The organism is Streptomyces sp. WMMB303 (assembly GCF_029351045.1).
GTDB lineage: Bacteria > Actinomycetota > Actinomycetes > Streptomycetales > Streptomycetaceae > Streptomyces.
In genome coordinates, this window is the sequence record NZ_JARKIN010000001.1 from 6,038,414 (window position 1) to 6,063,574 (window position 25,161).

Below are 25,161 nucleotides of genomic sequence, written 5' to 3' on the forward strand. Positions count from 1 at the left end.
CACCGTCGGCCGGGTGAACCGTGTGGCACCGGTCACTGCCGCGTCGGTGCGGCCGTCGTCACCGCCGCGTCGGTGCGGCCGTCGTGGCCGTCGTGCTCGGTGCCGGATCCGAGGGCTCGGACGGCACGCCGCCCCCGCTCGCACCGGAACCGCCGGTGTCCGCACCGCCGGAACCGCCGTCCGCACCGCCGTCGCCGCCGCCGGCGCTCTCCCCCGAGCCGCCGCCCGAGCCGGTACTCTGCCCGCCGCCACCGCCGGCGCTCTCTCCGCCGCCTCCGCCGGAACTGTCGCTCTCCCCGTGCCGGGCGCAGAACCTCCGCACCACGGCGCGGCCACCCGCGGCGCGTTCCAGCTTGCGGCGGTCGTCGGTCTCCAGCTTGTCCGCCGCGTACGCCCTGCACAGCGCCTCGGCGATGGCTTCCTTCCGGGAGCCGTCGTGGCCGCCGTGGTGCCCACCCCCGCCGGGGAAGGTGCCACCGGGCCTGTCCCTCCAGGGACCGTTGCCGCCCAGGTCGCCCCCGGTGCCGCCGTCGGCGAGATCCCGGGAGGAGCCGTCCTGACCGCTCCCCTTGCCGCCGTCGGCGCCCCCGCCGTCTCCGTCCTCCCCGCTGCCGGCGCCGGGCCCGGCGGACCGGTCGCGGCCGCCGTGCCGCTCGCCCGCGCTGTCCCGGCCGGGCGTTGCACCGCTGCCGCCGCCCTCCTCCGCGCTCTCGGACCCCGAACTGGCGGCCGGGGAGGCGCTGACGGCGGGTGCGTCGCCGCTCGAGAACGGGGTCGGCAGCACGCCCGCACCGGCCGCGACCGCGACCCCGCCGAGCGCACAGCCCGCCAGCGCGACGGCGAATCCGGCCCGCAGGGGTCGGCCCGTGAGGATGTGCCGGGTTCGGCTACGGGCACTGCCCAGCGCCCCGCCGCCGCCGAGCGCGCCCGCCGGCGCGACCGCGGAGGCGCCGCCGGAGCGGGCAGCGACCCGGGCGGCGCGGAAAGCGTCCAGCGCCGCGGCCTCGCCGGGGAGTTCGACCGGGGTGGTGCCTGGCGCGGTGGGAGGGGGCGCGCTGTGAGCGGCGGACAGCTCGTCCAGTGCTGCGGCGAGCCGGGCCGCCGTACAGCGGTCGGCCTCGCGGAACCAGTCGGGTGAGGGCACGTCGAGACGGCCCCCGGCTCTTCGACCCGAACGCCCGGTCCGAGCAGTGGAGTTCGCGGGTGCCGAGTGCCCGCTCGCGGGGTTCGCGTGCTCCGGGGCCGGGGCGGATTCCCTTCCCCCGGCGGGGGATCCGTGCTCCGCGGACGAGTCGCCCTCCGGCTCGGCACCCCGCGCCTCGGCGGCCGGCCCGGAACCGGAACCCGGTCTGCCGTCTTCACAGGCTTCGACCGGCAGGCCGCGCAGCAAGCGCTCCGCAGTCTCTTCATCCAGCCAGCTGTACCGGTCGTCCGCCATCACGTTTCCCTCAGCGTTCGGGTGGCTTTATGCGTCACACCGCGCGCCATGCCGCGTGTCCTGCCCTTCGCCATGCCACCGCCCGGCCTGGACCCGGAGCCCGGACCGGCGGGGCCGTCGGCCACGGCCGTCCCGCCCGCGCCGTCGACCGCGTCGCCGGACGGGCCCAGAGCCCCCTCCTCCAGCAGCTCCGCCAGTCTGCGCAGGCCGCGGTGCGCGGCCGTCCGCACCGCGCCCGACCGCTTTCCCAGCACCTGCGCGGCGCTCTTGGCGTCCAGCCCGACGACCACCCGCAGCACGACCGCCTCGGCCTGATCGCGGGGGAGCTGCGATATGAGCGCCATCGTGCTGCTGGTCCCCAGCGCCTCCAACGCCTCGTCCGCCGTGTCGGTGCCGGCCGGCAGGACGGTCAGCTCACTCTCGTCACCGCCGACGGCGGGGCGGCGGCCGCGCATCCGCAGATGGTCCAGCCCCCGGTTGCGGGCGATCCGCGCCGCCCAGCCGCGGAACCGGTCCGCGTCGCCGTGGAAGCGGGGCAGGTCGCGGGCGATCTGCAGCCACGCCTCGGAGGCCACGTCCTCGGCGTCGGCTTCCGGCACCAGCGTGCGCACGTAGCCGAGCAGGCGCGGGTGCACCGAGCGGTAGACGGTGCGGAAGGCGGACTCGTCCCCCTCCTGCGCCGCACGCACCGCAGCGGTCAGCTCCGCGTCGTCCCCCTGCACGCCCGTCTCTCGCCCCACTCCGCGAAGGTGTCTGTGCTGTGCGCCGTTGCCGGGAGTCAGCATCCCGGCCGCCGGATTTTCGCGTCCCGGCTGCCGGGTTCGGTCCACCCGGCGCGGCGCGAGCAGCACGCTAAGGCCAAGTGTGCACGCTCGTCCATGCCGAAGGGAGAGGCGGGGCGGCAGCGCGCTGTGCGTGAGGATGCGGTAGCCCACCGTCAGCATCCGGACTCCGCGGTGAGCGCGGAACGGCGGCCCGCGAACGGTTGCGGCGTGGCGCGTAACACATTGCGAGGCGGTGGCGCTGAGGAGAGTACGGGCAAGCCGCTGGCGTAGTGAGCCCGTGTCCGACGGCGGCCGGGGTCTCTCCTGTGGGGGGTGGCGGCCCCGGTCGCCCTCGGCTTTCTCCGCCGGTCCGGAGCCCGTTCCCCTCCTCCGGCACTCGCGGTGCTCCCCTCCGCCGCCCCTGGTGCCGCCGGCCGGAGCCGCCCGTGCCACGATGCGGACGCATGAACGGCACCACGCCCTCCCCGTCATCCGGACTCTCCGCGCTGGCGGCGCACTTCGCGCTGCCCGGCACCGGACCGGGCACGACACCGCCCTCGCCCCCCGCGCCCGTTCCGGTGGACTGGCCGGCCGTGGAGTCCTGGCTGGGCCTGCGACTGCCCCGGGACTACAAGGAGTTGGTCACCGCCTACGGGCCGCTCGACCTCGGCGCCTACGTCTGGGTGCACGCGCCGTGTGTCCAAGAGGGCAGGTTCGACTACGCGGACTGGCTGCACGACACCCACCGGCAGACCCGGATCAGCGCCCGGGGCACCGGTACCGAGGGGCCGCCGCTCTTCCATCCCGCGCCCGGTGGGCTGCTGGCGTGGGGCCAGACGCGGGGCGGCGGGGTGCTCCTGTGGGACACCTCCGCCCCCGAGAACCCGGACGCGTGGCCCGTCGTCCTCTTCGACTGGAACGTCTATCCCAGCCCGGACCCGGACGCCACCTCGGAGAGCCGCCCCTGGTACCGCCTCGGCGGCACCGCCACCGCAACCTTGACCGCCCTGCTGACCACCGGCATCCCCATGGACGGCGGCGGCCAGTTCGGACCGCTGCCCGGAACCGCACAGCGCACCGCCTACCTTCCCGAGGCCGCCCGCTGGACCCCGCCGCCGCCCACGGTGGAGCACGACCCCGCGCGGCGGGCCGCGTTGCGCGAGGGCAGCGGGCTCGCGGCGCTGACCGCGCTCGTCCCGCCGCCGGAGCAGCCCTACCTGGGCGATGCGGCGGGCGAGGGCTGGGAGCCCCTCTTCGCCGAGCTGGGCACCAGGCTGCCGCACGAGTACGTCATCCTGCTCGAGACCTACGGTGCGGGCTGCTGGTCGGAGTGGCTGCGCTTCCACACCCCGCTGCGCCGTGCGGGGGCGGCCGCCGATCCGGAGGCGGGCGGCGGATTCGGCTGGCACGTGCAGCAGGTCGGCGACGCCTATCGAACACTGAAGGGCAACTGGCCAGAGCAGTATCCGCTGGCGGTCTGGCCGGAGCCGGGCGGCTTCCTGCCGTTCGCCAACTCCATCGACGGCGACGTGCTGGGCTGGCTGACCGAGGGCGCGGATCCGGACCGCTGGCCACTGCTCGTCTGGCCGCGGCACGCCCGTCAGGGGCCCGCGCTGGAGGGTTCCCTGACCGACGTCCTGCTCTCGTGGCTGCGCGGCGCCTTCGCCGCGCCGGGCTTCGCCGAACTCGACGAGGACGACGACCCGCTGGACTTCGCCAAGTTCGAGCCGTGGCCGGCGCACACCTACTGGTGAGACGGCGTCCGCCGGCCCGGCGGCGGGCCGGTCCCGGTCAGTCCACCTTGTCGACCAGCTTCACGAAGTCGTCCCAGGAGCGTTCGGGCTGCTGCGGGTCCCACAGCTTCTGGGCCGTCGCGGCGAGCGGCAGCCGGATCCCGCGGGCGACCTGTCCGGTGGTCTGCGCGTCGGCGAGGTCGCCCCAGACGGCGAACCGGCCGCCGAGGATGCGGTCCCGCCCGGCCCACTTGTCCGGCACCGGCTCGGCGCCGCGCACCACGGCGGGGGTCCACTCCTCGTAGATGCGCCGGCCGGTCGGGTAGGTGAAGTTGTTGGGCTGGCCGAGGACGTAGTACAGGTACTCGTCGTTGAGGTTGACGACCTTCCAGCCCTCCTTCAGGTACTCGGACGGCTCCCGCTCGCCCGCTTCCCGTCCGGTCCAGTAGGCGACCTCGCGGGGCTTGTTCGGCTTGACGACGCCGCCGCGGTGCATGCCGTCGTTCCACACCTGCGGAATCTTGCCCTGCTTGTCCAGGGTCGCGGCGCGGTCGTTGAGCCAGGCGGTCGCCAGGTCCTGGACGGTGGCCTGGTCCCCGAACTCCTCCCGTGCCTTCTTCGCGAGCCCGGGGTAGGTCTGCTCCGGGTTCTCCGCCATCAGTGCCTGGTACTCGTCACCGCCCGCGTGCGCCCACTTGCCGGGGAACAGATCGGCGAACTCGACCAGCAGTTCGTCGACGAGTTTGGCGGCGGCGGGCTTGCTGATGTCGATCGCGCCCCGCGGGGTGGCGCCCGAGGCGCTGCGCAGTTGCAGGTCGGGGTGGGCCTTCAGGACGGCGCCGAGGTGGCCGGGCGAGTCGATCTCGGGGATGACGGTGATGTGCCGGGAGGCGGCGAGGTCGACGATGCCGCGGACCTGCGCCTTGGTCAGGTGGGGGTCGGAGACGATCTCGGGGTGGGTGTCGCTCTCGATGCGGAACGCCTGGTCGTCGGAGAGGTGGAGCTGGAGCTGGTTGAGTTTGAGGTCGCCCATCTCGCGGATCCGGGCCTCGATCCAGTCGGCGCTGAAGTTCTTGCGTGCGATGTCCAGGGAGAAGCCGCGCTGCGGGCGGTCGGGGGCGTCGGCGACGGTGCCCTCGGCGAAGCGGCCTTGGGCCCGCCAGGTCTGGAGGAGGGTGCGGGTGCCGTAGAAGACTCCGGCGTCGCCGCCTCCGGTGATGGTGATCTTGCCGTCCTCGCTGACCAGCCGGTAGCTCTCGGGGCCGCCGTTCACCTTGCCGCCGGGGGACTTCCCGCCGTCCTCGCCGCGCTTGAGCTCGATGTCGCCGGTGTGGGACGGCCCCTTGGCGACCGGCACCTTCAGCTCGTCGGCGAGCAGCTTCGCCTCGTCGCGGAGCGAGTCGGCACCGGGGACGACCCTGGTGCGGTCCGTGCGCTGCCAGCCCGGACCCCGTACGGCCTTCCACTGGCGCACCGAGGGCACGGCCGAGGGTGCGGGGCCGAGCCGGTCGGGGCCCTTGGGCGGCTGCGCCGATCCGCTTCCGGAGGCGGAGGGGGAGTCGTTGCCCCCGCCGCCGTCACCGCCGCAGGCGGTCAGGCCGAGCAGGCTGACGGCGAGGGTGAGTGCCAGCGGCGCGCCGGTGCGGCGGAGCGCCCCGGTGGCAGTCCGTCGCGACTTCTTCGACCAGTTTCGTCCCATACGGATACGGTATTTCCCCTTCCCAACCCTTCCCCGTCAGCTATGCGTGCCCGCGCGTTCCCTTACGGGTGAAAAACGCGACTCGGACGGCCGATCTTGCCTGGTCGCCACTACCGTGGCGCATCCGGGTCCACATCCGGATCCTTCGGACTTACGGAGCGCATGACCCTTCCCATCTCTCCCCGCCCGGGGACGCGGACACCTCTGGACCGGTTCAACAGCGCACCCCTCGCGACGGTCGAGCCGCTGCTGCTGCGCTGCTGCGGTAGCCGGCGCTGGGCGCGCCGGCTCGTGGCGCACCGGCCCTACCCGGACGTGGCGGCACTGCTGGCGGCGGCCGACGAGGCGAGCTACGACCTCACCCCGGCCGATCTGCGGGAGGCGCTGGTCTGCGAGTCGGCCGCGCACCCCCTGGAGAGTGAGCCGCAACCGGGCGTACTCGCCGCGCACACGGCCCTGCGGGCGGCGCACGGCGCGTACGAGCGGAAATTCGGACACGCGTTCCTGTACTGCCTGGACGGGTTCGCCGCCGAGGAGCGACTGGACCAGGTGCTGGCGGGGATCAGGTTGCGGTTGGAGAACGATGCCGACGAGGAGTGGGCGGTCACCGCGGAGGAGCTGCGGCGGCTGGCGCGCGGGCGGCTCGGCCGGCTGGCGGCACCCCGACCGGCGGACTGAGCCCCGCCGCGGGGCCTGCGGTGTGTCGCCGCTCACACCGCGGATAGGCCGTCCGTGCCTGATTGATCACACCTGCACACCCCTGGGCGAACGTGCCGACAACCCGTCGCTACGATGACCGAGGCCGGTGGACCGTACCCGGCCGGGCCCGCCCGACCTACCGAAGCCGGCAGGCCCCAATATCCGCTCCCGGAGGGTTTATCCGTGCCGGCTGGAACGCTGTACCGCGGCCGGGAAGGAATGTGGTCCTGGGTGGCTCACCGAGTCACCGGCGTCCTCATCTTCTTCTTCCTGTTCGTGCACGTCCTCGACACCGCGCTCGTCCGCGTCTCGCCCGAGGCGTACGACGACACTGTCGCGATCTACAAGACTCCGCTCGTCAACCTGATGGAATACGGCCTGGTGGCCGCCATCCTCTTCCACGCGCTGAACGGCCTGCGGGTCATCGCCGTGGACTTCTGGTCGAAGGGCGCGAGGTACCAGAAGCAGATGCTGTGGACCGTGCTGGGCGTGTGGTTCGTCCTCATGGCCGGTGCCTTCTACCCGGTCCTGCAGCACACGCTGCGCGAGCTGTTCGGGAGCTGATCCGTGATGTCGACGACCGAGACGACCGAGGCCGCCAGGAACGACGGCGCGGACGAGCCCACCGACAGCGTCACGCTGTACGACGTGGACCACCCCGCCCCCGTCATCGAACCGCCGCGCAAGCGGACCGCGAAGACGCCCAAGGCGTCCCGCGGCAATTTCGAGATGCAGACATGGCTGTTCATGCGGCTGTCGGGCATCGTGCTGGTGGTGCTCGTCCTGGGCCACCTGCTGATCCAACTGGTGCTGGACGGCGGCGTCAGCAAGATCGGCTTCGCGTTCGTCGCGGGCCGCTGGGCCTCGCCGTTCTGGCAGGTGTGGGACCTGACGATGCTGTGGCTGGCGATGCTGCACGGCGCCAACGGGCTGCGCACGGTGATCAACGACTACGCCGAGCGCGACAACACCCGCTTCTGGCTGAAGATGCTGCTCTACACGGCCACCGTCTTCACCGTCCTGCTGGGCACGCTGGTGATCTTCACCTTCGACCCGAACATCCGCTGACGTACCGGGGCTGAAGGCTGAGGTTTTCCCGATGAACAACGTCAAGATCCACAAGTACGACACCGTCATCGTCGGCGCGGGCGGCGCCGGTATGCGCGCGGCCATCGAGTCCACCAAGCGCAGCCGCACCGCGGTGCTGACCAAGCTCTACCCCACCCGCTCCCACACCGGCGCGGCGCAGGGCGGCATGGCCGCCGCCCTCGCCAACGTCGAGGAGGACAACTGGGAGTGGCACACCTTCGACACGATCAAGGGCGGCGACTACCTGGTCGACCAGGACGCCGCCGAGATCCTGGCGAAGGAGGCCATCGACTCCGTCCTCGACCTGGAGAAGATGGGCCTGCCCTTCAACCGCACCCCGGACGGCACCATCGACCAGCGGCGGTTCGGCGGGCACTCGCGCAACCACGGCGAAGCCCCGGTGCGCCGCTCCTGCTACGCCGCGGACCGCACCGGCCACATGATCCTCCAGACGCTGTACCAGAACTGCGTCAAGGAGGGTGTGGAGTTCTTCAACGAGTTCTACGTCCTGGACCTGCTCCTCAACGACGTGGACGGCATCCGCAGGACCGCCGGAGTCGTCGCCTACGACCTGGCCACCGGTGACGTGCACGTCTTCCGCGCCAAGTCCGTGGTCTTCGCCTCCGGCGGCAACGGCAAGTTCTTCAAGGTCACCTCCAACGCGCACACCCTGACCGGCGACGGCCAGGCCGCCGCGTTCCGGCGCGGGCTGCCGCTGGAGGACATGGAGTTCTTCCAGTTCCACCCGACCGGCATCTGGAAGATGGGCATCCTGCTCACCGAGGGCGCCCGCGGCGAGGGCGGCATCCTGCGGAACAAGGACGGTGAGCGCTTCATGGAGAAGTACGCGCCCGTCATGAAGGACCTCGCCTCGCGTGACGTCGTCTCCCGCGCGATCTACACCGAGATCCGCGAGGGCCGCGGCTGCGGTGCCGACAAGGACCACGTCTACCTGGACCTCACGCACCTGCCGCCGGAGCAGCTCGACGCCAAGCTGCCCGACATCACCGAGTTCGCGCGCACCTACCTGGGCATCGAGCCCTACACCGACCCGGTGCCGATCCAGCCGACCGCGCACTACGCGATGGGCGGCATCCCGACCAACGTGCGGGGTGAGGTGCTGGCGGACAACAGCACCCCCATCCCCGGCCTGTACGCGGCCGGCGAGGTCGCCTGCGTCTCGGTGCACGGTGCCAACCGGCTGGGCACCAACTCGCTGCTGGACATCAACGTCTTCGGCCGCCGGGCCGGCATCGCCGCCGCCGAGTACGCGGCCACGGCCGACCACGTCGAGCTGCCCGAGGACCCGGCCACGTTCGTCCTCGACGAGATCGAGAACCTGCGCGACGCCACCGGCAACGAGCGCGTGGTCGACATCCGCAAGGCGTTGCAGGCCACCATGGACAAGAACGTCATGGTCTTCCGCACCGAGCAGACGCTGAAGGAAGCCGTCGAGGAGATCGGCGCCCTGCGCAAGCGCTTCCGCGACATCAGCGTCCAGGACAAGGGCAAGCGCTTCAACACCGACCTGCTGGAGGCCCTGGAGTTGGGCAACCTGCTCGACCTGGCCGAGGTCACGGCGGTCTCCGCGCTCGCCCGCAAGGAGTCGCGCGGCGGTCACTACCGCGAGGACTTCCCCAACCGCGACGACGTCAACTTCATGCGGCACACCATGGCGTACCGCGAGGTGGGCGACGACGGCACCGAGTCGATCCGGCTGGACTACAAGCCGGTCGTGCAGACCCGCTACCAGCCGATGGAGCGTAAGTACTGATGAGCACCGCAACGCTGGACAAGAACGACTCCGCCGGGCCCGTCGACTCGGCCGAGAACAGCGCCTCGCACCTGATCACCCTCACGCTGCGGATCCGCCGGTTCAACCCGGAGGTCTCCGAGGACGCCCAGTGGCAGGACTTCACGCTGAAGATCGACCCGAAGGAACGCGTCCTCGACGCGCTCCACCAGATCAAGTGGGAACAGGACGGCACCCTCACCTTCCGCCGCTCCTGCGCCCACGGCATCTGCGGCTCGGACGCCATGCGGATCAACGGGCGCAACCGGCTCGCGTGCAAGACGCTGCTGAAGGACATCAACCCCGAGAAGCCGATCACGGTCGAGCCGATCAAGGGGCTCACGGTCCTCAAGGACCTGGTCGTCGACATGGAGCCGTTCTTCCAGGCCTACCGCGACGTGATGCCCTTCCTCATCACCAACGGCAACGAGCCCACCCGTGAGCGCTACCAGTCCGCCGCGGACCGGGAGCGGTTCGACGACACCACCAAGTGCATCCTGTGCGCCGCGTGCACCTCGTCGTGCCCGGTCTTCTGGAACGACGGCCAGTACTTCGGGCCCGCGGCCATCGTCAACGCGCACCGGTTCATCTTCGACTCGCGCGACGAGGGCGGCGAGCAGCGGCTGGAGATCCTCAACGACCGGGACGGGGTGTGGCGCTGCCGCACCACGTTCAACTGCACGGACGCGTGTCCGCGGGGTATCGAGGTCACGAAGGCCATCCAGGAGGTCAAGCGGGCCCTGATCACCCGCCGCTTCTGACCCCTGCACGGAAGACTCCTCTTCCGGCCCTCGCCCCGCCTCCGGGGCGAGGGTCTTTTCGCGCGCCCCCCGCAAGGGGGCGCCGGGGAAGAGTGCGTATGGTGCGGACGATGGGACGCATACGGATCGCACCGACGGCAACGGCAGTGGCCATGGCCCTCGCCGCGACGGCCTGTGGGGCGAGCGACCCCGCGAAGGACCAGGCGACGCCGAAGCCGACCGGGCAGCACGGAGTGCGCTTCGCGGCGGACCACCCGGTCGCACGCGCGGACGCGCCGGTGCACGTACGGCTCGAAGGGCTCACCCCGGGCACGAAGGTCAGGATCACCGCCGGGGCGAAGGACCGGCACGACCAGCGGTGGGCCGCGGAGGTGCGGCGGACGGCGGACGAGGACGGCGCCGTCGATCTGGGCAGCGGCGGCACCGCGGACCTGCTGGAGCGGATGCTGCCGACCGGCGGCCGGGCGAAGAAGCTGATCGGCAGCGGTAAGGCGTTCTCGTACCACCCGGGCCCGCCCGGGCAGCAGCGCTCCTACTCGGTGCGGCTCACCGCCACCGCGCTGTCCGGGAAGGACGAGGGCGAGCGGGTGGCACGCCGCGACCTGGTCCGGCAGTGGCTGACGAAGGGCACCACGCACCGTGAGCTGACCGTCGCCGGGGACAAGGTGGCGGGCGATCTCTACCTGCCGCCCGAAGGGCGGAGCGGCGGCGGGGACCCGAAGGCGCCCGTGCTGGTGTTCGGCGGCTCGGAGGGGGGCAACTCCGGTACGTACACGGCCGCGCTGCTCGCCTCGCACGGGCACCCGGCGATGTCGGTGTGCTACTTCCGCTGCGGGAAGGACTCCGGGCGCCCGAACGGCATCGACAGCATCGATCTGGACTACTTCACGCGGGCCGGGCGGCTGCTCCGCAAGCAGCGGGGCGCCGATCCGGAGAAGCTGGCCGTGATGGGCAACTCGCGCGGCAGCGAGGCCGCGCAGCTGCTCGGGCAGCGGCGCCCTGACGTGTTCCGCGACGTGATCGCGTACGCGCCGTCGTCCAAGGTCAACGGTCCGTATCTGAGCGGTACGACCGCATGGACGGACCACGGGGAGCCGGTCCCGACCGGGCCGATCCCGCTGGACCGGGTGCGCGGCACGGTGCTGGCCGTCGCGGGCGGCAACGACAAGATGTGGGGCTCGGCCGCCTCGGCCGCCGCCATGGCCCGGCAAGGCGCGAAGAAGCTGGTGTATCCGGACGCCGGCCACCATGTGAACTGGTTCCCGCTGGGTCAGCCGGGCCAGGAGGGCGGCCGGGACGGCGCCGTCGCCGCCACCGCGGAGGCGGACCAGGCCGCACGCAGCAGTTCCTGGCCACGGGCTCTCGACCTGCTGGAGCGGTGAGCGGCGGCCCGCTCGGCGCGGCCTGACTACGCCTTCTTGGCGGCCAGGGTGACGACGGTGATGTCCGAGTCGGCGCCGACGCGGACCGGCGGGCCCCAGGCGCCCGCGCCGCGGGTGACGTAGAGCTGGGTGTCGCCGTAGCGTTCGAGTCCGGCGACGGTCGGGTTGGCGAGCGCCGCCAGGTGGTTGCCGGGCCACAGCTGGCCGCCGTGGGTGTGGCCGGAGAGCTGGAGGTCGACGCCGTGGTCCACGGCCTCGTGGATCTGCACCGGCTGGTGCGCCATCAGCACGCAGGCCCGCTCGGCGTCCCGGTCGCGGAGCGCCCGGTCGAAGTCGGGCCCTTCGCCCTGCTCCTCGCCGGCGAGGTCGTTGACCCCGGCGAGGTCGAAACCGGGCAGTTCGCGGCGGGCGTTCTCCAGCGGGTGGACGTTCAGCTCCCGCAGGTGGTCGATCCATGCGCGGGCGTCGCCGAAGTACTCGTGATTGCCCGTCACGAAGAACGTCCCGTGCCGGGAGCGCAGCTCGCGCAGCGGCTCGGCGGCGGGGCCGAGGTGGGCGACGCTGCCGTCGACCAGGTCGCCGACGATCGTCACCAGGTCGGGCTGGGTGCCGTTGATGGCGTCGACGATCCGCCGGGTGTGGCCGCGGCCCAGGATCGGCCCGAGGTGGATGTCGCTGACGACGGCGACGCGATAGCCGTGGGTGCGGCGGCCCAGCTTGGCCAGCGGGACGGTGACGTGCTTGAGGGTCGGCCCGTTCAGCACGCTGTAGGCCCCGGCCGCGGTGGTGCCGAGCCCGGCGGCGCCCGCTGTGACGGCGAGCGTGCGGGCGAGGAAGACGCGGCGGGAGGACACAGGCGCGGCGAGGGGCACGGTGTGCGGCTCGTCGGGGTGCGGCCCGGCCTCGGGCCCGGCCTCGGTGGAGCCGGTCGCGGTGGATTCCGCGACGGCGTGACCGGATTCCGCGGCGGCGTCCGTCGGGACGGCCGCCCCGGCGGACGGGGACGGGCCGCCCGCAGGGGTGACCGCAGGGCCGCCCGCAGGGGTGACCGCAGGGCCGCCCGCAGGGGTGACCGGCTCCGCGACCGGCGCCGGCTCCACCACGGCCGGGGCCGACTCCGTGGCGGGGGCCTGGACCGACCGTGCCCTCCCCCAGGGGGTGCGCCGCAGGACGAACCGCACCAGTTCTCCGGCGAGCAGCGCCAGGGTCAGATAGAGCAGGCAGGCCAGCCAGAGGAAGCCCGGCCAGGCGAATATCTGCTCCGTCAGGAAGGGGGCACCGGCCCGGCCGGAGACCAGCGCGCCGAGGGTGGTGACCGGCAGCAGCACCGCCGGCACCGTGCCCAGGCGGCGCCACCCGCTCCGGGGCGCGGACACGTCCCGTACCAAGCGCCGCCACAGGTACAGGTGCGTGCCGGCCAGCAGGCCCAGCACGATGAGCCCGATCAGTACGAACACAACCACCATGGAAGTCGTCCCTCCCCCTCGTCTCCCCCGCTCACCGGATTCCGCGCCCGCCTCAGGTGCGCCGGGCCGCCCGCAGTCCGCGCAGTCCGAGCACGCCGATGGCCGTTCCCAGCAGGAACGAAGTGATCGCCAGCAGCAGATGGACCCAGAAGTAGCCCGTGGGCGCACCGGCGTCGTCGAAGGCCAGCCCGCTGCTGTCCTTCCATAGGTTTTTGACGAAGGTGACCCACACGAACCACGACCAGACGCCGAAGGCGAGCAGGAACCAGGAGACGCGCCGGGAGAGCACCAGCCCGGTGCGCCGCCGGGCCGGGGACTCAGTTTCCGGCCCCGGGCCGGGGTCCGCGGTGGGCGGGGTGGTGGAGGCGTCGCGCATGATGTCCAGTATGGCCGGTGTGCCGTCGGTGGCTGCCGGGCGCCCCCCTGGTGAGCTTTCGGGACGGCCCTGGGGGTCCGGGTGCGCTGCCCGCTACCCCCCATTGGCCTACGGCACTGGGCGAGTTGGGCTACTTGGACCCGTGGTTGGCGGGCCTCGGCGTCCCCGGCGCGCCGATGGGCCTGTACGTTCGCAGGGTGCCCATTTCTTCGCATTATTCAGCTCCCGCCGCGCGCTCGTGCCCGCGCGGCACCGCGCGCACGCGGCGTACGGCGGCGCGCGGTGGCCTCGCGTCCGCCGCCTTGGCCCTCTGCCTGCTGGCTGCCGCGGGTGCCCAGCCCTCCTACGCGGACGAGAACGAGCCGGGCGGCAAGCCGGCCGAGCCGAAGCCTCCGGCGCAGATGTCGACCATCGGCGGCGAGCAGCTGGGCCGGCCGGGTACCCAGGTGAATCTGAAGGAGGGGGCGCCCGAGCTGCCCGAGAAGCTTTCGGGGCGTTCGTGGATCGTCTCGGACGCGGAGTCGGGCAAGGTGCTGGCCGCGCACAACGCGCACTGGCGGCTGCCCCCGGCCAGCACCCTGAAGATGCTCTTCGCCGACACGGTGCTGCCCAAGCTGCCCAAGGACCGCAGCCACAAGGTGGTCCCGTCCGACCTGGAGGGGATGGGCGAGGGCAGCAGCCTCGTCGGAGTGAAGGAGGGCGAGTCGTACACGGTGCACGACCTGTGGCTCGGCGTCTTCCTGCGCTCGGGCAACGACGCGGTGCACGTGCTGTCGGCGATGAACGGCGGCGTGCCGAAGACGGTGCGGGAGATGAACGAGAAGGCCCGCGCGCTGCACGCCGAGGACACCGAGGTGCTCAGCCCGGACGGCTACGACCACGAGGGCCAGGTCTCCTCCGCCTACGACCTGACGCTGTTCGCGCGCTCCGGCCTGCAGAACGAGGAGTTCCGCGAGTACGCGGCCACCGCCACCGCGAAGTTCCCCGGCGAGACGAAGAAGGACAAGAAGACCGGGAAGACCAAGCGCGGGAGCTTCCAGATCCAGAACACCAACCGTCTGCTGACCGGTGATGTCGGTGTCGACCCCTACCCGGGGATCGCGGGCGTCAAGAACGGCTTCACGACGAACGCGGGCAACACCTTCACCGGCGTCGCGCAGCGCGGCGACCGGGTACTGCTGGTGACGGTGATGCACCCGGACGCGAAGGAGCCGCACAGCGTCTACAAGGAGGCCGCCAAGCTGCTGGACTGGGGCTTCGCCGCCGACGGCAAGGTGGAGCCGGTCGGTCTCCTGGCGGCACCGGACAGCGCGACGAACGGCGGCCCCCAGGCGGGCAAGGACGGTGAGGCGGGCGGCTCGGACGCACGTGCCGCCGCGCACTCCGCCGACAAGCCCTCGGGCGGTGCCGGTACCGCGCTGGGGATCACGGCCGGTGTTCTGGTCGTCCTGGCTCTGGTGGCGTACGGGGTGCACCGCCGCTGGCCGCTTCCGGAACTGGCCCGCCGCCGTCGCGGGTGACGTCGGCGCCACCGGTGGTGTGCCGACCGCCGGTGGCGTCCGGTCCCGTGTCGCCTCCGCCGGTGGCGTCCGGGCCCGTCTCGCCTCCGCCGGTGGCGTCCGGACCCCCTTCGCCGGTGGCGCCTTCTCCGGTGGTGTCGGGCCCGGCGGTGGACTCCTCACCGGCGCGGGCCGCCGCACCGCCGGTGGCGGCCTCGCTGCCCCCGGCGGCCTCGCGCTCGCTGCCCTCGGCGCCCTCGGCGTCGGGTGAGTCGTCGCCGCTCACGGCCAGGTCCTTGACCGGCTGCCGGTCCTCGGGGCCCCCGTCGGGTGCCGGGGCCGTGGCCGTCCAGGCGGCGCAGTAGAGCAGCAGCTTGGTCATGAAGCTGATCCACAGCAGCAGCGCGATGGGGACGCCGAAGGCGCCGTAGAGGTTCTTGGCGGCGACCTGCTGCAGATAGCCGCCGAGCAGCAGCTTCAGCAGTTCGAAGCCGACCGCGCCCTGCAGGGCGGCCGCCACCGTCGCGCGGCGCGGCGGCCGCACCCGGGGCAGCAGGGTGAGGACGTACCACAGCAGCAGGAAGTCGGCGGCGACGGCCGCCGCGTAGGCGGCGGTGCGCAGCAGTACCGTGCCCACTCCGCCCTCGGCCAGTTCCAGGCGCTCGGCGACCCGGGTGACGGCGGTCACGGCGAAGGCGGAGCCGCCGAAGGAGACCAGTCCGACGACGCCGAGGCCCAGCAGGATGCCGACGTCGACGGCGCGGCGCACGACGAGGTTGCCGGGGTCCTCCTCCAGGTCCCACATGGCCCGCAGGCTCTCGCGCAGTACGCCGACCCAGCGGCCGCCGGTGAGCAGCAGCAGTCCGCCCGCGATGCCGCCGACGGTGCCCGCGTTGTCCACCAGCGACTGGAGTTCCAGCCGGTCGGAGATGCCCGGCACCTGCTCGGTCAGGGTGTTCTGGAGCCGGGTCATCTGGCCGTGCGAGAGCAGCGCGGCCGCCACGGCGGCGCCCACGGCCAGCATCGGGAACAGCGCGAGGAAGCTGTTGAAGGTGATGGCGGCGGCGAGCCGGGTCCACTTCCGGGTGTCCAGGTGCTCGTAGATCCGCCAGAGGCGGGTGGCGCGGAGCCGGGCGAGGGACGAGCCCACGATCGGCAGCTTCGTCAGTTTTTCCACACCAGCCACCTGCCCAGCCCCGCGCGCTCCAGCCGTCACCGGACGGTATCGCGTACCGCACGCCGCGGGGGCGCTGCCCTGCTCGGCGTTCCCCGTCCGGGGGAGGCGGTCAGAGCGTGGCGGGCGGGCGGGCCGAGCGCCGCTGGTACGGCGGGCGGCAGGTTCCGGACGGGAGGGTGACCTCGAAGCTGGGCGCGGCCTCCACCCCGGGGCCCTGCGGATGGCCGGGGCCGGCCGCCGGGCCCGGGCCGGCGCTGGGGTGCTGCGCGAACGGGAACTCGCGCTTGAGCCGCCACACCTGGTCCGCGCCCTGCTCGTAGAGGGCGAACCCGGCGGCCGTCCAGGCGCACTCGAAGTCGGCCAGCTCCCGGTGGGCGCGGTCCATGGCGGGCTCCGGAATGCCGTGCGCGACGGTCACGTGCGGGTGGTACGGGAAGTGCAGCTCGCGATCGAGCGGGCCCTGCGGGTCGCGGACCTGCTCCTGGAGCCGGGAGCAGGCCGTGGCTCCTTCGACGACCTGGACGAAGACCACCGGCGAGAGCGGCCGGAAGGTGCCGGTGCCGGAGAGCCGCACCGGGAAGGCGCGTCCGGCCAGCGCCACGGCCGCCAGATGCGCCTCGATCTCCGGCCGGGCCGCGGCGGGCACCTCGGTGGGCGGCAGCAGCGTGATGTGGGTGGGGATGCCATGGGCGGCGGCGTCGCCGAAAGAGGCCCGCCGCGCCTGGAGCAGTGTGCCGTACGGCTCCGGGACAGCGAGCGATACGCCGAGGGTGACGGTCGCTCCCGCGCCCATAGGTTCTCCCTTCACTGCCTGCCGGGCACGAGGCCCACCTTGTCGTACACGGTCCGCAGCGTCTCGCTCGCCACGGCCCTGGCCTTCTCCGCGCCGTCGGCCAGGATCTTGTCCAGCGCCGCCGGGTCGTCCATGAATTCCTGCGTCCGGGTGCGGAAAGGTGTCACCCACTCGGTGACGATCTCCGCGAGGTCGGTCTTCAGCGCACCGTAGCCCTTGCCCGCGTACTTATCCTCCAGTTCCTGGATTCCGGAACCGGTGAGCGTGGCGTGGATCGTCAGCAGGTTGCTGATGCCGGGCTTCTTGTCCTGGTCGAAGCGGATGACGGTGTCGGTGTCGGTGACCGCGCTCTTGATCTTCTTCGCGGTGGTCTTCGGCTCGTCCAGCAGCTCGACGAGGCCCTTGGGAGTGGACGCCGACTTGCTCATCTTGACCCCGGGGTCCTGGAGGTCGTAGATCTTCGCCGTCTCCTTGAGGATGTACGCCTCGGGCACGGGGAAGGTGGCGCCGTACCGCCCGTTGAAGCGCTCGGCGATGGTGCGGGTCAGCTCCAGGTGCTGGCGCTGGTCCTCGCCCACCGGCACCTGGTGGGCCTGGTAGACCAGGATGTCCGCCACCATCAGTGCCGGGTAGGTGAACAGCCCGACGCTGGTGTGGTCGGTGCCCTGCTTGGCCGACTTGTCCTTGAACTGCGTCATGCGCGCGGCCTCGCCGAACCCGGTCAGGCACTCCACGATCCAGCTCAGCTGGGTGTGCTCGGGCACGTGGCTCTGCAGGAAGAGCGTGCACCGCTGCGGGTCCAGTCCGGCGGCCAGGAGCTGCGCCGCGGCCAGCCGCGAGTTGTCGCGCAGGTCGGCCGGGTCCTTGGGGATCGTCAGGGCGTGCAGGTCGACGACCATGTAGAAGGCGTCGTGGGTCTCCTGGAGGGCCACCCACTGGCGCACGGCACCGAGGTAGTTGCCGAGATGGAACGAACCGGCAGTGGGCTGGATACCGGACAGCACACGAGGACGATCATTGACCATGCCGTCATTCTCTCAGGTGTCCGGACCGGCCGATGCCCCCGTCCCGGGTGACCTGGGGCACGGGAGAGATCCGCGGGAGCACGCGGGCCCGGCACGGAGGCACGGGGGCTCACGGCCCGGGCCGGGGGCGCGCGGCGGAACCGATCGGGCGCTCTCGTACCCCCCGCCTGCCGAGGGACGATAGAAAGGTGCGGCCCCACCGGGCAGGTATGCCGGTATGCACGGCGGAACGGAGACGACGATGTCGACGCAACCCACCCTCTCAAGCGCCTCGAGCGCACAGAGCATCGCCACAGCGGAGGCTCACAGCGCGCACAACTACCATCCGCTCCCTGTCGTCATCGCCACCGCGGACGGCGCGTGGGTGACCGACGTCGAGGGGCGCCGCTATCTCGACATGCTGGCCGGCTACTCGGCGCTGAACTTCGGCCATCGCAACCCGCGCCTGATCGCGGCGGCCAAGGCCCAGCTCGACCGGGCCACCCTCACCTCGCGTGCCTTCCACAACGACCGCTTCGCGGACTTCGCCGCGCAGCTCGCGGAGCTGTGCGGCATGGAGATGGTGCTGCCCATGAACACCGGCGCCGAGGCGGTGGAGACCGCCGTCAAGACGGCGCGCAAATGGGGCTACCAGGTCAAGGGGGTCCCCGACGGACAGGCGAAGATCGTCGTCGCCGACAACAACTTCCACGGCCGCACCACGACGATCATCAGCTTCTCGACCGACGAGGAGGCCCGGGCCGACTACGGACCGTACACGCCGGGCTTCGAGATCGTCCCCTACGGCGATCTCGCGGCGCTGGAGGAGGCCGTCGACGCACACACGGTGGCCGTCCTCCTGGAGCCCATCCAGGGTGAAGCGGGCGTTCTGGAGCCCCCGCCCGGGTATCTCGCCGGGGTCCGCGAGCTGACCCGCTCCCGCGGGGTGCTGTTCATCGCCGACGAGATCCAGTCCGGGCTCGGCCGCACCGGCGCCACCTTCGCCTGCGAGCAGGAGGGCGTCGTCCCCGACATGTACGTGCTGGGCAAGGCGCTGGGCGGCGGCGTGGTGCCCGTCTCGGCCGTCGTCTCCACCCGCGAGGTGCTGGGCGTCTTCCGCCCCGGCGAGCACGGCTCGACGTTCGGCGGCAACCCGCTGGCCTGCGCGGTGGCGCTGGAGGTCCTGGAGATGCTGCGCAGCGGCGAGTACCAGCAGCGCGCCAAGGACCTGGGCGAACACCTGCACCGGGAGCTGCGCCTGCTCCCGACCACGGCCGTCCGCGAGGTCCGCGGCCGCGGCCTGTGGGCGGGGGTCGACATCGATCCGTCGTACGGCACCGGCCGCGAGATCTCCGAACGGCTGCTGGCCCGCGGGGTGCTGGCCAAGGACACCCACGGCTCCACCATCCGGCTGGCCCCGCCGCTGTGCATCTCCAGGGAGGACCTGGACTGGGGCCTGGACCAGCTCAGGTCCGTGCTCACGAGCTGACCCCGCCGCCGGTCGACTGACACGGCCCGCACGGCACGGCGCCGCCGCCCGGCCCCTCCGGGCGGCGGCGCCCTGTGCGTCGCGGGGTGACTCCCGGCGTGCCCCTGTCCCGCTTCGCGCGGAGGCAGCAGGGGGGGCAGCCGAAGCCGGGCGCGGCGCGGAGCCGCAGCACGCCGGCAGCGCGTCCCCGCGCTGCTGCCCGGGCTACCCGTCGTCGCAGACCGCGAGCCGGAGCCCCCGGCTGTGCGCGATGCGCAGCGCGTCACGGAGGGCCCGCACGGCCGCAGTCAGGGCCAGGCGCAGCGCGAGAGCCCCGGCGCCGGGGTCCGCCAGAAGCGCCTCGCCCTCCCCCAACACCCCCGCCGCGTCGCGGATCTGCCGCTCCTCGGTCGCATCGGCCAGCGCGGAGATCATCCCGTCCTCGGCCCCGGGCGCCAGGTAGCAGGGTTTCCCGGTCTCCGACGTCCACGGCAGCAGGCGCAGGTCCTCACCGACGACGGGTTCGTACTTCTCGGCCACAAGGTGCTCCTTTCTCCTGCACGTCATGGTCTTCGGGGCCGAGAGGCATTGCGACGACGCCGGCGGCGTCTGATCGGCGTCGCCAAAAGGCGTCAAACCGGTGTCATATGAGGGCGCCACGTTCTAGCGTGAGCCGTATGACGACAGCGGAGCAGGTACCGAACGACACGCTGAGGGCGGTGCGGATCGCGCTGCGACTCAGCCAGGACGACCTGGCCCGGGAACTGCGGCGGGCGGGCGAAGCGGCCGGGGAACCCAACGACGCGAACAAGCGGCTGGTGCAGCGCTGGGAATCGGGCATCAGCCGGTCGCCCAGACCGGTGTACGCCCGGGCCCTGCAACTGGTCACCGGGCGCCCCGTGGAGGCACTCGGTTTCGCGCTTCCGATGCCCCGCCTGCGCGTCAGAGACGACGGACACGGCGGTCACGATGTGGACGCGGAGGCCACGGAAACGGGCGGGGACCGCGACCGTTCGCAGCCCTCCCCGGCGCCGGCGCCCCAGTGCGGCGGAATCTGGCTGAGCCGCTACGAGTACTACAGTTCCGGCCGCGGCGACACCTTCACCGGCGCGCACCACCTCGTACTCGTCCAGCACGGGAACCGCATCACCGGGGAGTCGCTGCCCGGCGCTTCGGCGAACCCGGATTCCCCGCTCACCCTCGATGTGACCGTGGACCGCAACGTGGTCACCGGCACCTGGACCGAGCAGTCCGCTCCCGACGGCTACTACGCCGGCGCCCGCTACCACGGTGCGCTCCAGCTCCTCGTCGAGCCGACCGGGCGCCGGATGACCGGCAAGTGGATCGGGTTCGGGAAGGACTTCGACATCAACTCGGGCCCGTGGGAACTCGTCTTCCAGCACAGCTCCACCAGCAAGGCGGCGCTGGAGCGCTACAGCCGTCCCCCGGAGTGACAGGCGCGCGCCAGCGCCCCGCACAGGGCGTTAAGCGCGGCGGTGCAGGCGTGTTCGGGCGGGGTGCCGTAGCCGACCACCAGCGCCGGGTCCGGCGGCGGCTGCGCGGGTGCCGCCGGATGGCGGAAGGCGGAGAGCGGGTCGAGGGCGACCCCGGCGCGGTCCAGGGCACGCAGCGCGTCCGCCTCGGTGACCCCGGGCGGCAGGCGCAGCACGGCGTGCAGTCCGGCCGCGATACCGGTGGCGCTCACCTCGGGGACCCGCAGGGCCAACTGTTCCACCAGCCGGTCGCGGCGGACACGGTAGCGCTGCCGCATGGCGCGTACGTGGCGGTCGTAGGCGCCGCGTTCCAGGAAGTCCGCGAGGGTGAGCTGGTCGAGGGCGCCGGTGGTCCACTCCGCGGGCGTCTTCGCGGCCAGCACGGCGTCCACCAGGTGCTCGGGCAGCACCATCCACCCCAGCCGTAGCGCGGGGGCGAGGGCCTTGCTGGCAGTGCCCAGGTAGACGACCCGGTCGGGGTCGAGCCCTTGGAGCGCCCCCACCGGGTTCCTGTCGTACCGGAACTCGCCGTCGTAGTCGTCCTCCAGGACCAGTCCGCCGCTCCGGCCGGCCCAGTCGACCACGGCTGCCCGGCGGTCGGGGTGCAGCGGCGCCCCGAGCGGATACTGGTGTGCCGGGGTGAGCAGTACGACCCGTACACCGGTGAACTGCTCCTCGGTGTCGAGGAGTTGCGCGCGGGCGCCGTGGGAGTCGACCGGCAGGGGGCGGGTGCGGGGGCGGGAGGTCTGCTCCAGCAACTCGCGGTGGAAGGGCAGTCCGTACTCCTCGACGGCGATGTCCCCCGGCACCGCCCGGGCCAGCAGTGCGATGCCCTGGGCGAATCCGGCGCAGATGACGATGCGGTCCGGGTCGGGGCGGACTCCGCGGGCCCTGGCGAGATAGTCGGCCAGCGCCTGCCGGAGCTGACCGGCGCCGCGCAGGTCGCCGTGCGAGAAGGCGCCGGCCGGTGCGTCGGTGAGGGCGCGGCGTGCCGAGGTGAGCCACGCCGAGCGGGGGAAGGCCGAGACGTCGGGTGCGCCGGTGCGCAGATCGTGGGCGGGGCGCTGCTGTCCGTGCCGGTCCCGGGCGAGCGACAGCCGGGAGGGCCGCTCGGCGCGGGTCCGGGCGGCCGGGCGGCGCGGGGGCGCCGGGGCCGCGCGGTCCGCCACCCGGGTCCCGGAGCCCTGCCGTGCGGACAGCCACCCTTCGGCCACGAGTTCGGCGTACGCCCCGGCCACGGTGTTGCGCGCCAGGCCCAGATCGGCGGCGAGGGTGCGGGACGAGGGCAGGCGGGTGCCGGGGGCCAGCCGGCCGGTCCGGACGGCGTCGCGGAGCGCGGCCAGCAGGGCGGCGCGGGGGCGGGGCGCCCCGGGGCCCGCCGTGGAGCCGAGATCGAGGTCGAGGTGGAGGTCACTGCCGGTGCGGCGGTCCCGGCGATGCCGAGAATTGGCCCACGAATCTGCCATGGAAGTGGACCATACATCTGAACCACTTCCGCATAGGCTCGCAGCCATGACGACCACACCGCGGATGGACATCTGGCAGACCGCACCCCGGCTGATGAAGGGCATGTATGCCTTCCAGGAGGCCGCGTCGGCGGCGGGACTCGAACCCGTGATCGGCGAGCTGGTCAAGATCCGCGCCTCGCAGATCAACCGCTGCGCCTACTGTCTGGACATGCATCTGGCCGACGCGCGCAAGGCGGGCGAGTCGCAGCTGCGGCTGGACCTGCTCGCCGCCTGGGAGGAGAGCGGCGACCTGTTCACGGAGCGGGAGCGGGCCGCGCTCGCACTGACGGAGGCCGTCACCGACCTGACGGACGGCTTCGTGCCGGACGAGGTGTGGGAGCGGGCCGCCGCGCACTTCGAGGAGGCCGAACTCGCGGCGCTGATCGGCCAGATCGTGGCCATCAACGCCTGGAACCGGTTCAACGTGACCGTGCGGGGCCTTCCGCAGAGCCTGCGGGACGGCGGCCGGGCCGCCTGATGGCCACCGCGGACGACGCGGAGGCCGCTGCCCGGTTCCGCCGGCTGCACCGCGACCGGAAGCCGGGCGAGGCGCTGGTGCTGCCCGGCGCCTGGGATCCGGCCTCCGCCCGGATCTTCGCCCAGGCGGGGTTCTCCGCGCTGGCCACCCCCAGCGCCGGGGTAGCGGCCTCGCTCGGATACGAGGACGGCGCGTGCCCCGCCGACGAGATGTTCGCCGCCGTCACCCGGATCACCCGCGCCGTCACCATCCCGGTGAGCGCGGACATCGAACGGGGATACGGCCTTCCCCCGGCCGAGATCGCCGCGCGCCTCCGCGCCGCCGGGGCCGTCGGCTGCAACCTGGAGGACTCGGCGGACGGAGTGCTGCTGCCTGCCGGGGAGCAGGCCGACTTCCTGGCGGACGTACGGGCCGCGCTGGGCTCCGCACCCTTTCTGAACGCGCGGATCGACGTCTACATCCGGGGCGCGGAGGAGCCGCTCGCGGAGGCGCTGGCACGGGGCAGCGCCTACGTCGCGGCCGGCGCGGACGGGGTGTATCCGATCGGCGCGCCGTCGGAGGACCTCGCGGTCCTCGCCCGCGCGCTGCCGGTGCCGGTCAATGCGCTGGCCGAGGAAGACGGACCCCGCGCCGCGGAGTTGGCCGCCGCCGGTGCCGCGCGGGTCACCTTCGGCGGTGGCCTCGCGGCCCGCGCCTACGCGGGCGTACGCGACCTGGCAGCGGAGCTGCCCCGCGGAGGCTGAGGGAGGGAGTTCGCCCGCTCTCGCCCCCGAGGTTCTCCGGGCGGTCAGACGTCCCGACGTGGTCAGACCTCCCGCCGCGCCCCCGGGGCGGCCTCCGCACTTCCGGGAGCGAGGCGCAGCGCACGCAGTGCCCTGGCGGAGACGTACAGGGGGCGGAGCAGGGCGAAGCCCGCGAGGAGGGCGGTCAGCGCGACGGTCTGGTGGTCGCCGTCGCGGAAACCCCATGCCGTGCCCAGAGCCGCGGCGGTCAGCGCGGCCCACAGGCACATCCTCCGCAGGGCGCGGGGCAGTTCGGGATCGGCCGGGGCAGGACCGGTGGGTGGGACGACGGCGCCTCCGCGGTCGGACGCGGCGGGCACGGGGGAAGGGACAGTGGCAGGGACGGGAGGTTCCTTCGACGGTGCCGCTTCTCCGGACTCGGCCCGGGCCTCGGCATCGGCACGATCGCTCCAGCGCATGCTGTGGCCGACGACGACGGAGAGCCAGGCGAGCGGTGGGGCCAGCACGGCCACCGCGCCCGCGCTCTTCGTCCAGAACGAGCCGACACCGTAGGCGGTGGCCGCCAGCAGGAGCAGGCCGAGGAGGAGGGCGGAGAAGCTCCGGGGATGCAGCAGCGGGTCCCACGGCGGGGTGGGGAGCGCACTCCGCGCCTGTGCCCGGGCGGCTTCGGCCGTCATCGTGGGCATGCGCGCACCGTCCGGGAGCGGTTCGCCCGCGGCGGTCTGCAGCTTGCCCTGTGCGAACCGTCCGTCGTCGAGCAGGAGTACGGCATCGGCGGACGGAGCGCCGTGGGCGCCGCGTCGGGTCGCCCGTGCCGTCCGCTCGGCACGGCAGACCCGGGCCCCGCTGCCGATCAGGGGTGCGGCGGCGTCCGGTGCGAGGACCGCCGGGTCGAGGGCCGGGTCGAGGAAGAACTCCAGGCGCGTGCAGCCCTGGGGGGCCGCTTCCTCTTCGCTCGGCGTCAGCAGGACGAGGCGTGGCGCCGCCTGTTCGAGCGGCTTGCCCTGCTCGCGCCGCTCGCCGTTCGCCGCCCCGGCGCCGACGACCGTCACCGGCAGAGAACGCCCGTGCCCCCGCCGGGTCAGCCCGGCAAGGCCACCGCCTGTCGTCCTGCCCCACGCGGCGGCGAGCGCCAGGCCGATGCCCATGCCCAGGGCGACGATGGTGACCGACACCGGATCGGCCGGGCCGCCGACCTCGGCCTCCAGCTCCGCCCGGTCGTGCGAGGTGATCCAGCCGAGCTCCTTCACGGAGGGGACGTACAGGACCCATACCCGCAACCTGCTGCCCTCTTCGGGCCTGCGTTCGGTCCGCAGGGACACGGTCGTCGTCACCTCGCCGCTGTCGAAGGGGACCGCGATCCGGACATCGTTGAGGAAGTAGGTCGTGCGGCCGCCGTGCGACTCGGTCGACAGGACCTTCTCCACGGGGAGCGCGCGGATCGTGTAGCCGGCCTCCCGCATCCGCCAGGCGTCCGGTGCGAAGGAGAGCGGCGCGGTGACGAGGGCGACCACCACCAGGAGCCAGACGAGGAACCCGCCCCCGATCAGACCAGGGCGCCGCCCGGGCCACCAGTACGCCGTTGCGCCCCGGTCCGGGCGCTTCCGTACGGCTCGGCGCCCGCCGAGGGCCCCGACTGCGGCTGTCCCGAGGCAGCCGACGAGGTCCCAGCGGGGCAGCGGCGTCGATGGCGCGGCGATCATCCGGATCAGCGCCGCCAGTACTCCCAGCGCGCACACCGCGGACCAGATCCACACCGCCCGGAGGCTGCCGTTCATCCGGATCACCCCCGTACGTGC

The 25,161-nt window shown here is 73.0% G+C and carries 22 protein-coding genes and 1 pseudogene; 12 read left to right on the forward strand and 11 right to left on the reverse strand.

The window, feature by feature from the left end:
* Nucleotides 1-58 precede the first annotated feature (58 nt).
* Nucleotides 59-1,144, reverse strand: a complete 1,086-nt coding sequence (locus P2424_RS26240) for a hypothetical protein (RefSeq protein ID WP_276478178.1) — start codon at nt 1,142-1,144, stop codon at nt 59-61.
* Nucleotides 1,145-1,437: 293 nt separating this feature from the next.
* Nucleotides 1,438-2,160 carry an RNA polymerase sigma factor gene (locus P2424_RS26245; RefSeq protein WP_276479138.1) on the reverse strand — a complete coding sequence of 241 codons (723 nt, stop codon included), beginning with the start codon at nt 2,158-2,160 and terminating at the stop codon, nt 1,438-1,440.
* A 506-nt stretch (nt 2,161-2,666) separates the two neighbouring features.
* On the opposite strand from P2424_RS26245, the gene P2424_RS26250 reads away from it, so the two are divergent.
* On the forward strand, nt 2,667-3,956 hold the full coding sequence (locus P2424_RS26250; protein ID WP_276478179.1) for a hypothetical protein: 1,290 nt from the start codon (nt 2,667-2,669) through the stop codon (nt 3,954-3,956).
* Nucleotides 3,957-3,993: 37 nt separating this feature from the next.
* Here P2424_RS26250 and P2424_RS26255 read toward each other — a convergent pair whose 3' ends face one another.
* Complete coding sequence (locus P2424_RS26255; protein WP_276478180.1) at nt 3,994-5,634, reverse strand: glycoside hydrolase family 20 protein; 1,641 nt, start codon at nt 5,632-5,634, stop codon at nt 3,994-3,996.
* Between the two features lie 162 nt (nt 5,635-5,796).
* Between P2424_RS26255 and P2424_RS26260 the strand changes: the two genes are divergently transcribed.
* From P2424_RS26260 to P2424_RS26285, 6 genes are all read left to right on the forward strand, one after another.
* On the forward strand, nt 5,797-6,312 hold the full coding sequence (locus P2424_RS26260; protein WP_276478181.1) for a 2-oxo-4-hydroxy-4-carboxy-5-ureidoimidazoline decarboxylase: 516 nt from the start codon (nt 5,797-5,799) through the stop codon (nt 6,310-6,312).
* 204 nt (nt 6,313-6,516) lie between these two features.
* A complete protein-coding gene (sdhC, locus tag P2424_RS26265; protein ID WP_276478182.1) occupies nt 6,517-6,897 on the forward strand; it encodes a succinate dehydrogenase, cytochrome b556 subunit in 381 nt (126 codons plus the stop codon).
* 6 nt (nt 6,898-6,903) lie between these two features.
* Entirely contained in the window at nt 6,904-7,401 is a 498-nt protein-coding gene (locus P2424_RS26270) for a succinate dehydrogenase hydrophobic membrane anchor subunit (RefSeq protein WP_276478183.1), read from the forward strand.
* 31 nt (nt 7,402-7,432) lie between these two features.
* Nucleotides 7,433-9,196 carry a succinate dehydrogenase flavoprotein subunit gene (gene sdhA, locus P2424_RS26275; protein WP_276478184.1) on the forward strand — a complete coding sequence of 588 codons (1,764 nt, stop codon included), beginning with the start codon at nt 7,433-7,435 and terminating at the stop codon, nt 9,194-9,196.
* The gene (locus P2424_RS26280) at nt 9,196-9,975 is read left to right on the forward strand and encodes a succinate dehydrogenase iron-sulfur subunit (RefSeq protein ID WP_276478185.1); all 780 of its coding nucleotides are present in this window, start codon (nt 9,196-9,198) and stop codon (nt 9,973-9,975) included. Before sdhA ends, P2424_RS26280 begins: the two co-directional genes overlap by 1 nt.
* Nucleotides 9,976-10,085: 110 nt before the next feature.
* On the forward strand, nt 10,086-11,357 hold the full coding sequence (locus P2424_RS26285) for an acyl-CoA thioesterase/BAAT N-terminal domain-containing protein (RefSeq protein WP_276478186.1): 1,272 nt from the start codon (nt 10,086-10,088) through the stop codon (nt 11,355-11,357).
* A gap of 26 nt (nt 11,358-11,383) precedes the next feature.
* Here the strand turns inward: P2424_RS26285 and P2424_RS26290 are convergent, their stop codons facing one another.
* Together P2424_RS26290 and P2424_RS26295 are read right to left on the reverse strand one after the other, a co-directional pair.
* Nucleotides 11,384-12,823 carry a metallophosphoesterase gene (locus P2424_RS26290; RefSeq protein WP_276478187.1) on the reverse strand — a complete coding sequence of 480 codons (1,440 nt, stop codon included), beginning with the start codon at nt 12,821-12,823 and terminating at the stop codon, nt 11,384-11,386.
* Nucleotides 12,824-12,875: 52 nt separating this feature from the next.
* The gene (locus P2424_RS26295; protein WP_276479139.1) at nt 12,876-13,115 is read right to left on the reverse strand and encodes a hypothetical protein; all 240 of its coding nucleotides are present in this window, start codon (nt 13,113-13,115) and stop codon (nt 12,876-12,878) included.
* Between the two features lie 260 nt (nt 13,116-13,375).
* On the opposite strand from P2424_RS26295, the gene P2424_RS26300 reads away from it, so the two are divergent.
* Nucleotides 13,376-14,719: a D-alanyl-D-alanine carboxypeptidase gene (locus P2424_RS26300; RefSeq protein ID WP_276479140.1), complete on the forward strand. Its 1,344-nt coding sequence runs from the start codon at nt 13,376-13,378 to the stop codon at nt 14,717-14,719.
* Between the two features lie 289 nt (nt 14,720-15,008).
* On the opposite strand, the pseudogene P2424_RS26305 reads toward P2424_RS26300, so the two are convergent.
* The 3 genes and pseudogenes from P2424_RS26305 to trpS all read right to left on the reverse strand — a co-directional run.
* Nucleotides 15,009-15,875: pseudogene (locus P2424_RS26305) on the reverse strand (YhjD/YihY/BrkB family envelope integrity protein); the annotation flags it as partial.
* A 109-nt stretch (nt 15,876-15,984) separates the two neighbouring features.
* On the reverse strand, nt 15,985-16,668 hold the full coding sequence (locus P2424_RS26310; protein ID WP_276478188.1) for a 2'-5' RNA ligase family protein: 684 nt from the start codon (nt 16,666-16,668) through the stop codon (nt 15,985-15,987).
* Nucleotides 16,669-16,679: 11 nt separating this feature from the next.
* A complete protein-coding gene (trpS, locus tag P2424_RS26315; RefSeq protein WP_276478189.1) occupies nt 16,680-17,693 on the reverse strand; it encodes a tryptophan--tRNA ligase in 1,014 nt (337 codons plus the stop codon).
* A gap of 241 nt (nt 17,694-17,934) precedes the next feature.
* Between trpS and rocD the strand changes: the two genes are divergently transcribed.
* Entirely contained in the window at nt 17,935-19,161 is a 1,227-nt protein-coding gene (gene rocD, locus P2424_RS26320; protein WP_276478190.1) for an ornithine--oxo-acid transaminase, read from the forward strand.
* A gap of 204 nt (nt 19,162-19,365) precedes the next feature.
* Here rocD and P2424_RS26325 read toward each other — a convergent pair whose 3' ends face one another.
* A complete protein-coding gene (locus P2424_RS26325; RefSeq protein ID WP_276478191.1) occupies nt 19,366-19,680 on the reverse strand; it encodes a hypothetical protein in 315 nt (104 codons plus the stop codon).
* A 137-nt stretch (nt 19,681-19,817) separates the two neighbouring features.
* Here P2424_RS26325 and P2424_RS26330 point away from each other — a divergent pair, with 137 nt between their 5' ends.
* Complete coding sequence (locus tag P2424_RS26330) at nt 19,818-20,594, forward strand: XRE family transcriptional regulator (RefSeq protein ID WP_276478192.1); 777 nt, start codon at nt 19,818-19,820, stop codon at nt 20,592-20,594.
* On the opposite strand, the gene P2424_RS26335 is transcribed toward P2424_RS26330, so the two are convergent.
* The gene (locus tag P2424_RS26335; RefSeq protein ID WP_276478193.1) at nt 20,573-22,099 is read right to left on the reverse strand and encodes a PLP-dependent aminotransferase family protein; all 1,527 of its coding nucleotides are present in this window, start codon (nt 22,097-22,099) and stop codon (nt 20,573-20,575) included. The genes P2424_RS26330 and P2424_RS26335 overlap by 22 nt on opposite strands.
* A gap of 46 nt (nt 22,100-22,145) precedes the next feature.
* Here P2424_RS26335 and P2424_RS26340 point away from each other — a divergent pair, with 46 nt between their 5' ends.
* On the forward strand, nt 22,146-22,619 hold the full coding sequence (locus P2424_RS26340; RefSeq protein WP_276478194.1) for a carboxymuconolactone decarboxylase family protein: 474 nt from the start codon (nt 22,146-22,148) through the stop codon (nt 22,617-22,619).
* Nucleotides 22,619-23,362, forward strand: coding sequence for an isocitrate lyase/phosphoenolpyruvate mutase family protein (locus P2424_RS26345; RefSeq protein WP_276478195.1), 744 nt, complete (start codon nt 22,619-22,621; stop codon nt 23,360-23,362). Before P2424_RS26340 ends, P2424_RS26345 begins: the two co-directional genes overlap by 1 nt.
* Before the next feature lie 62 nt (nt 23,363-23,424).
* Here P2424_RS26345 and P2424_RS26350 read toward each other — a convergent pair whose 3' ends face one another.
* A complete protein-coding gene (locus tag P2424_RS26350; protein ID WP_276478196.1) occupies nt 23,425-25,140 on the reverse strand; it encodes a hypothetical protein in 1,716 nt (571 codons plus the stop codon).
* Between the last annotated feature and the right edge of the window lie 21 nt (nt 25,141-25,161).

Excerpts from the sequence above, each read along its gene's own strand:
- P2424_RS26260 (WP_276478181.1), top strand. The coding sequence starts at position 5,797 with ATGACCCTTCCCATCTCTCCCCGCCCGGGGACGCGGACACCTCTGGAC.
- trpS (WP_276478189.1), bottom strand. The coding sequence starts at position 17,693 with ATGGTCAATGATCGTCCTCGTGTGCTGTCCGGTATCCAGCCCACTGCC.
- P2424_RS26285 (WP_276478186.1), top strand. The coding sequence starts at position 10,086 with ATGGGACGCATACGGATCGCACCGACGGCAACGGCAGTGGCCATGGCC.
- P2424_RS26255 (WP_276478180.1), bottom strand. The coding sequence starts at position 5,634 with ATGGGACGAAACTGGTCGAAGAAGTCGCGACGGACTGCCACCGGGGCG.
- P2424_RS26300 (WP_276479140.1), top strand. The coding sequence starts at position 13,376 with ATGGGCCTGTACGTTCGCAGGGTGCCCATTTCTTCGCATTATTCAGCT.
- P2424_RS26280 (WP_276478185.1), top strand. The coding sequence starts at position 9,196 with ATGAGCACCGCAACGCTGGACAAGAACGACTCCGCCGGGCCCGTCGAC.
- P2424_RS26250 (WP_276478179.1), top strand. The coding sequence starts at position 2,667 with ATGAACGGCACCACGCCCTCCCCGTCATCCGGACTCTCCGCGCTGGCG.
- P2424_RS26340 (WP_276478194.1), top strand. The coding sequence starts at position 22,146 with ATGACGACCACACCGCGGATGGACATCTGGCAGACCGCACCCCGGCTG.
- rocD (WP_276478190.1), top strand. The coding sequence starts at position 17,935 with ATGTCGACGCAACCCACCCTCTCAAGCGCCTCGAGCGCACAGAGCATC.
- P2424_RS26310 (WP_276478188.1), bottom strand. The coding sequence starts at position 16,668 with ATGGGCGCGGGAGCGACCGTCACCCTCGGCGTATCGCTCGCTGTCCCG.
- P2424_RS26270 (WP_276478183.1), top strand. The coding sequence starts at position 6,904 with ATGTCGACGACCGAGACGACCGAGGCCGCCAGGAACGACGGCGCGGAC.
- P2424_RS26290 (WP_276478187.1), bottom strand. The coding sequence starts at position 12,823 with ATGGTGGTTGTGTTCGTACTGATCGGGCTCATCGTGCTGGGCCTGCTG.
- P2424_RS26330 (WP_276478192.1), top strand. The coding sequence starts at position 19,818 with ATGACGACAGCGGAGCAGGTACCGAACGACACGCTGAGGGCGGTGCGG.
- P2424_RS26350 (WP_276478196.1), bottom strand. The coding sequence starts at position 25,140 with ATGAACGGCAGCCTCCGGGCGGTGTGGATCTGGTCCGCGGTGTGCGCG.
- P2424_RS26345 (WP_276478195.1), top strand. The coding sequence starts at position 22,619 with ATGGCCACCGCGGACGACGCGGAGGCCGCTGCCCGGTTCCGCCGGCTG.
- P2424_RS26335 (WP_276478193.1), bottom strand. The coding sequence starts at position 22,099 with ATGGCAGATTCGTGGGCCAATTCTCGGCATCGCCGGGACCGCCGCACC.
- sdhA (WP_276478184.1), top strand. The coding sequence starts at position 7,433 with ATGAACAACGTCAAGATCCACAAGTACGACACCGTCATCGTCGGCGCG.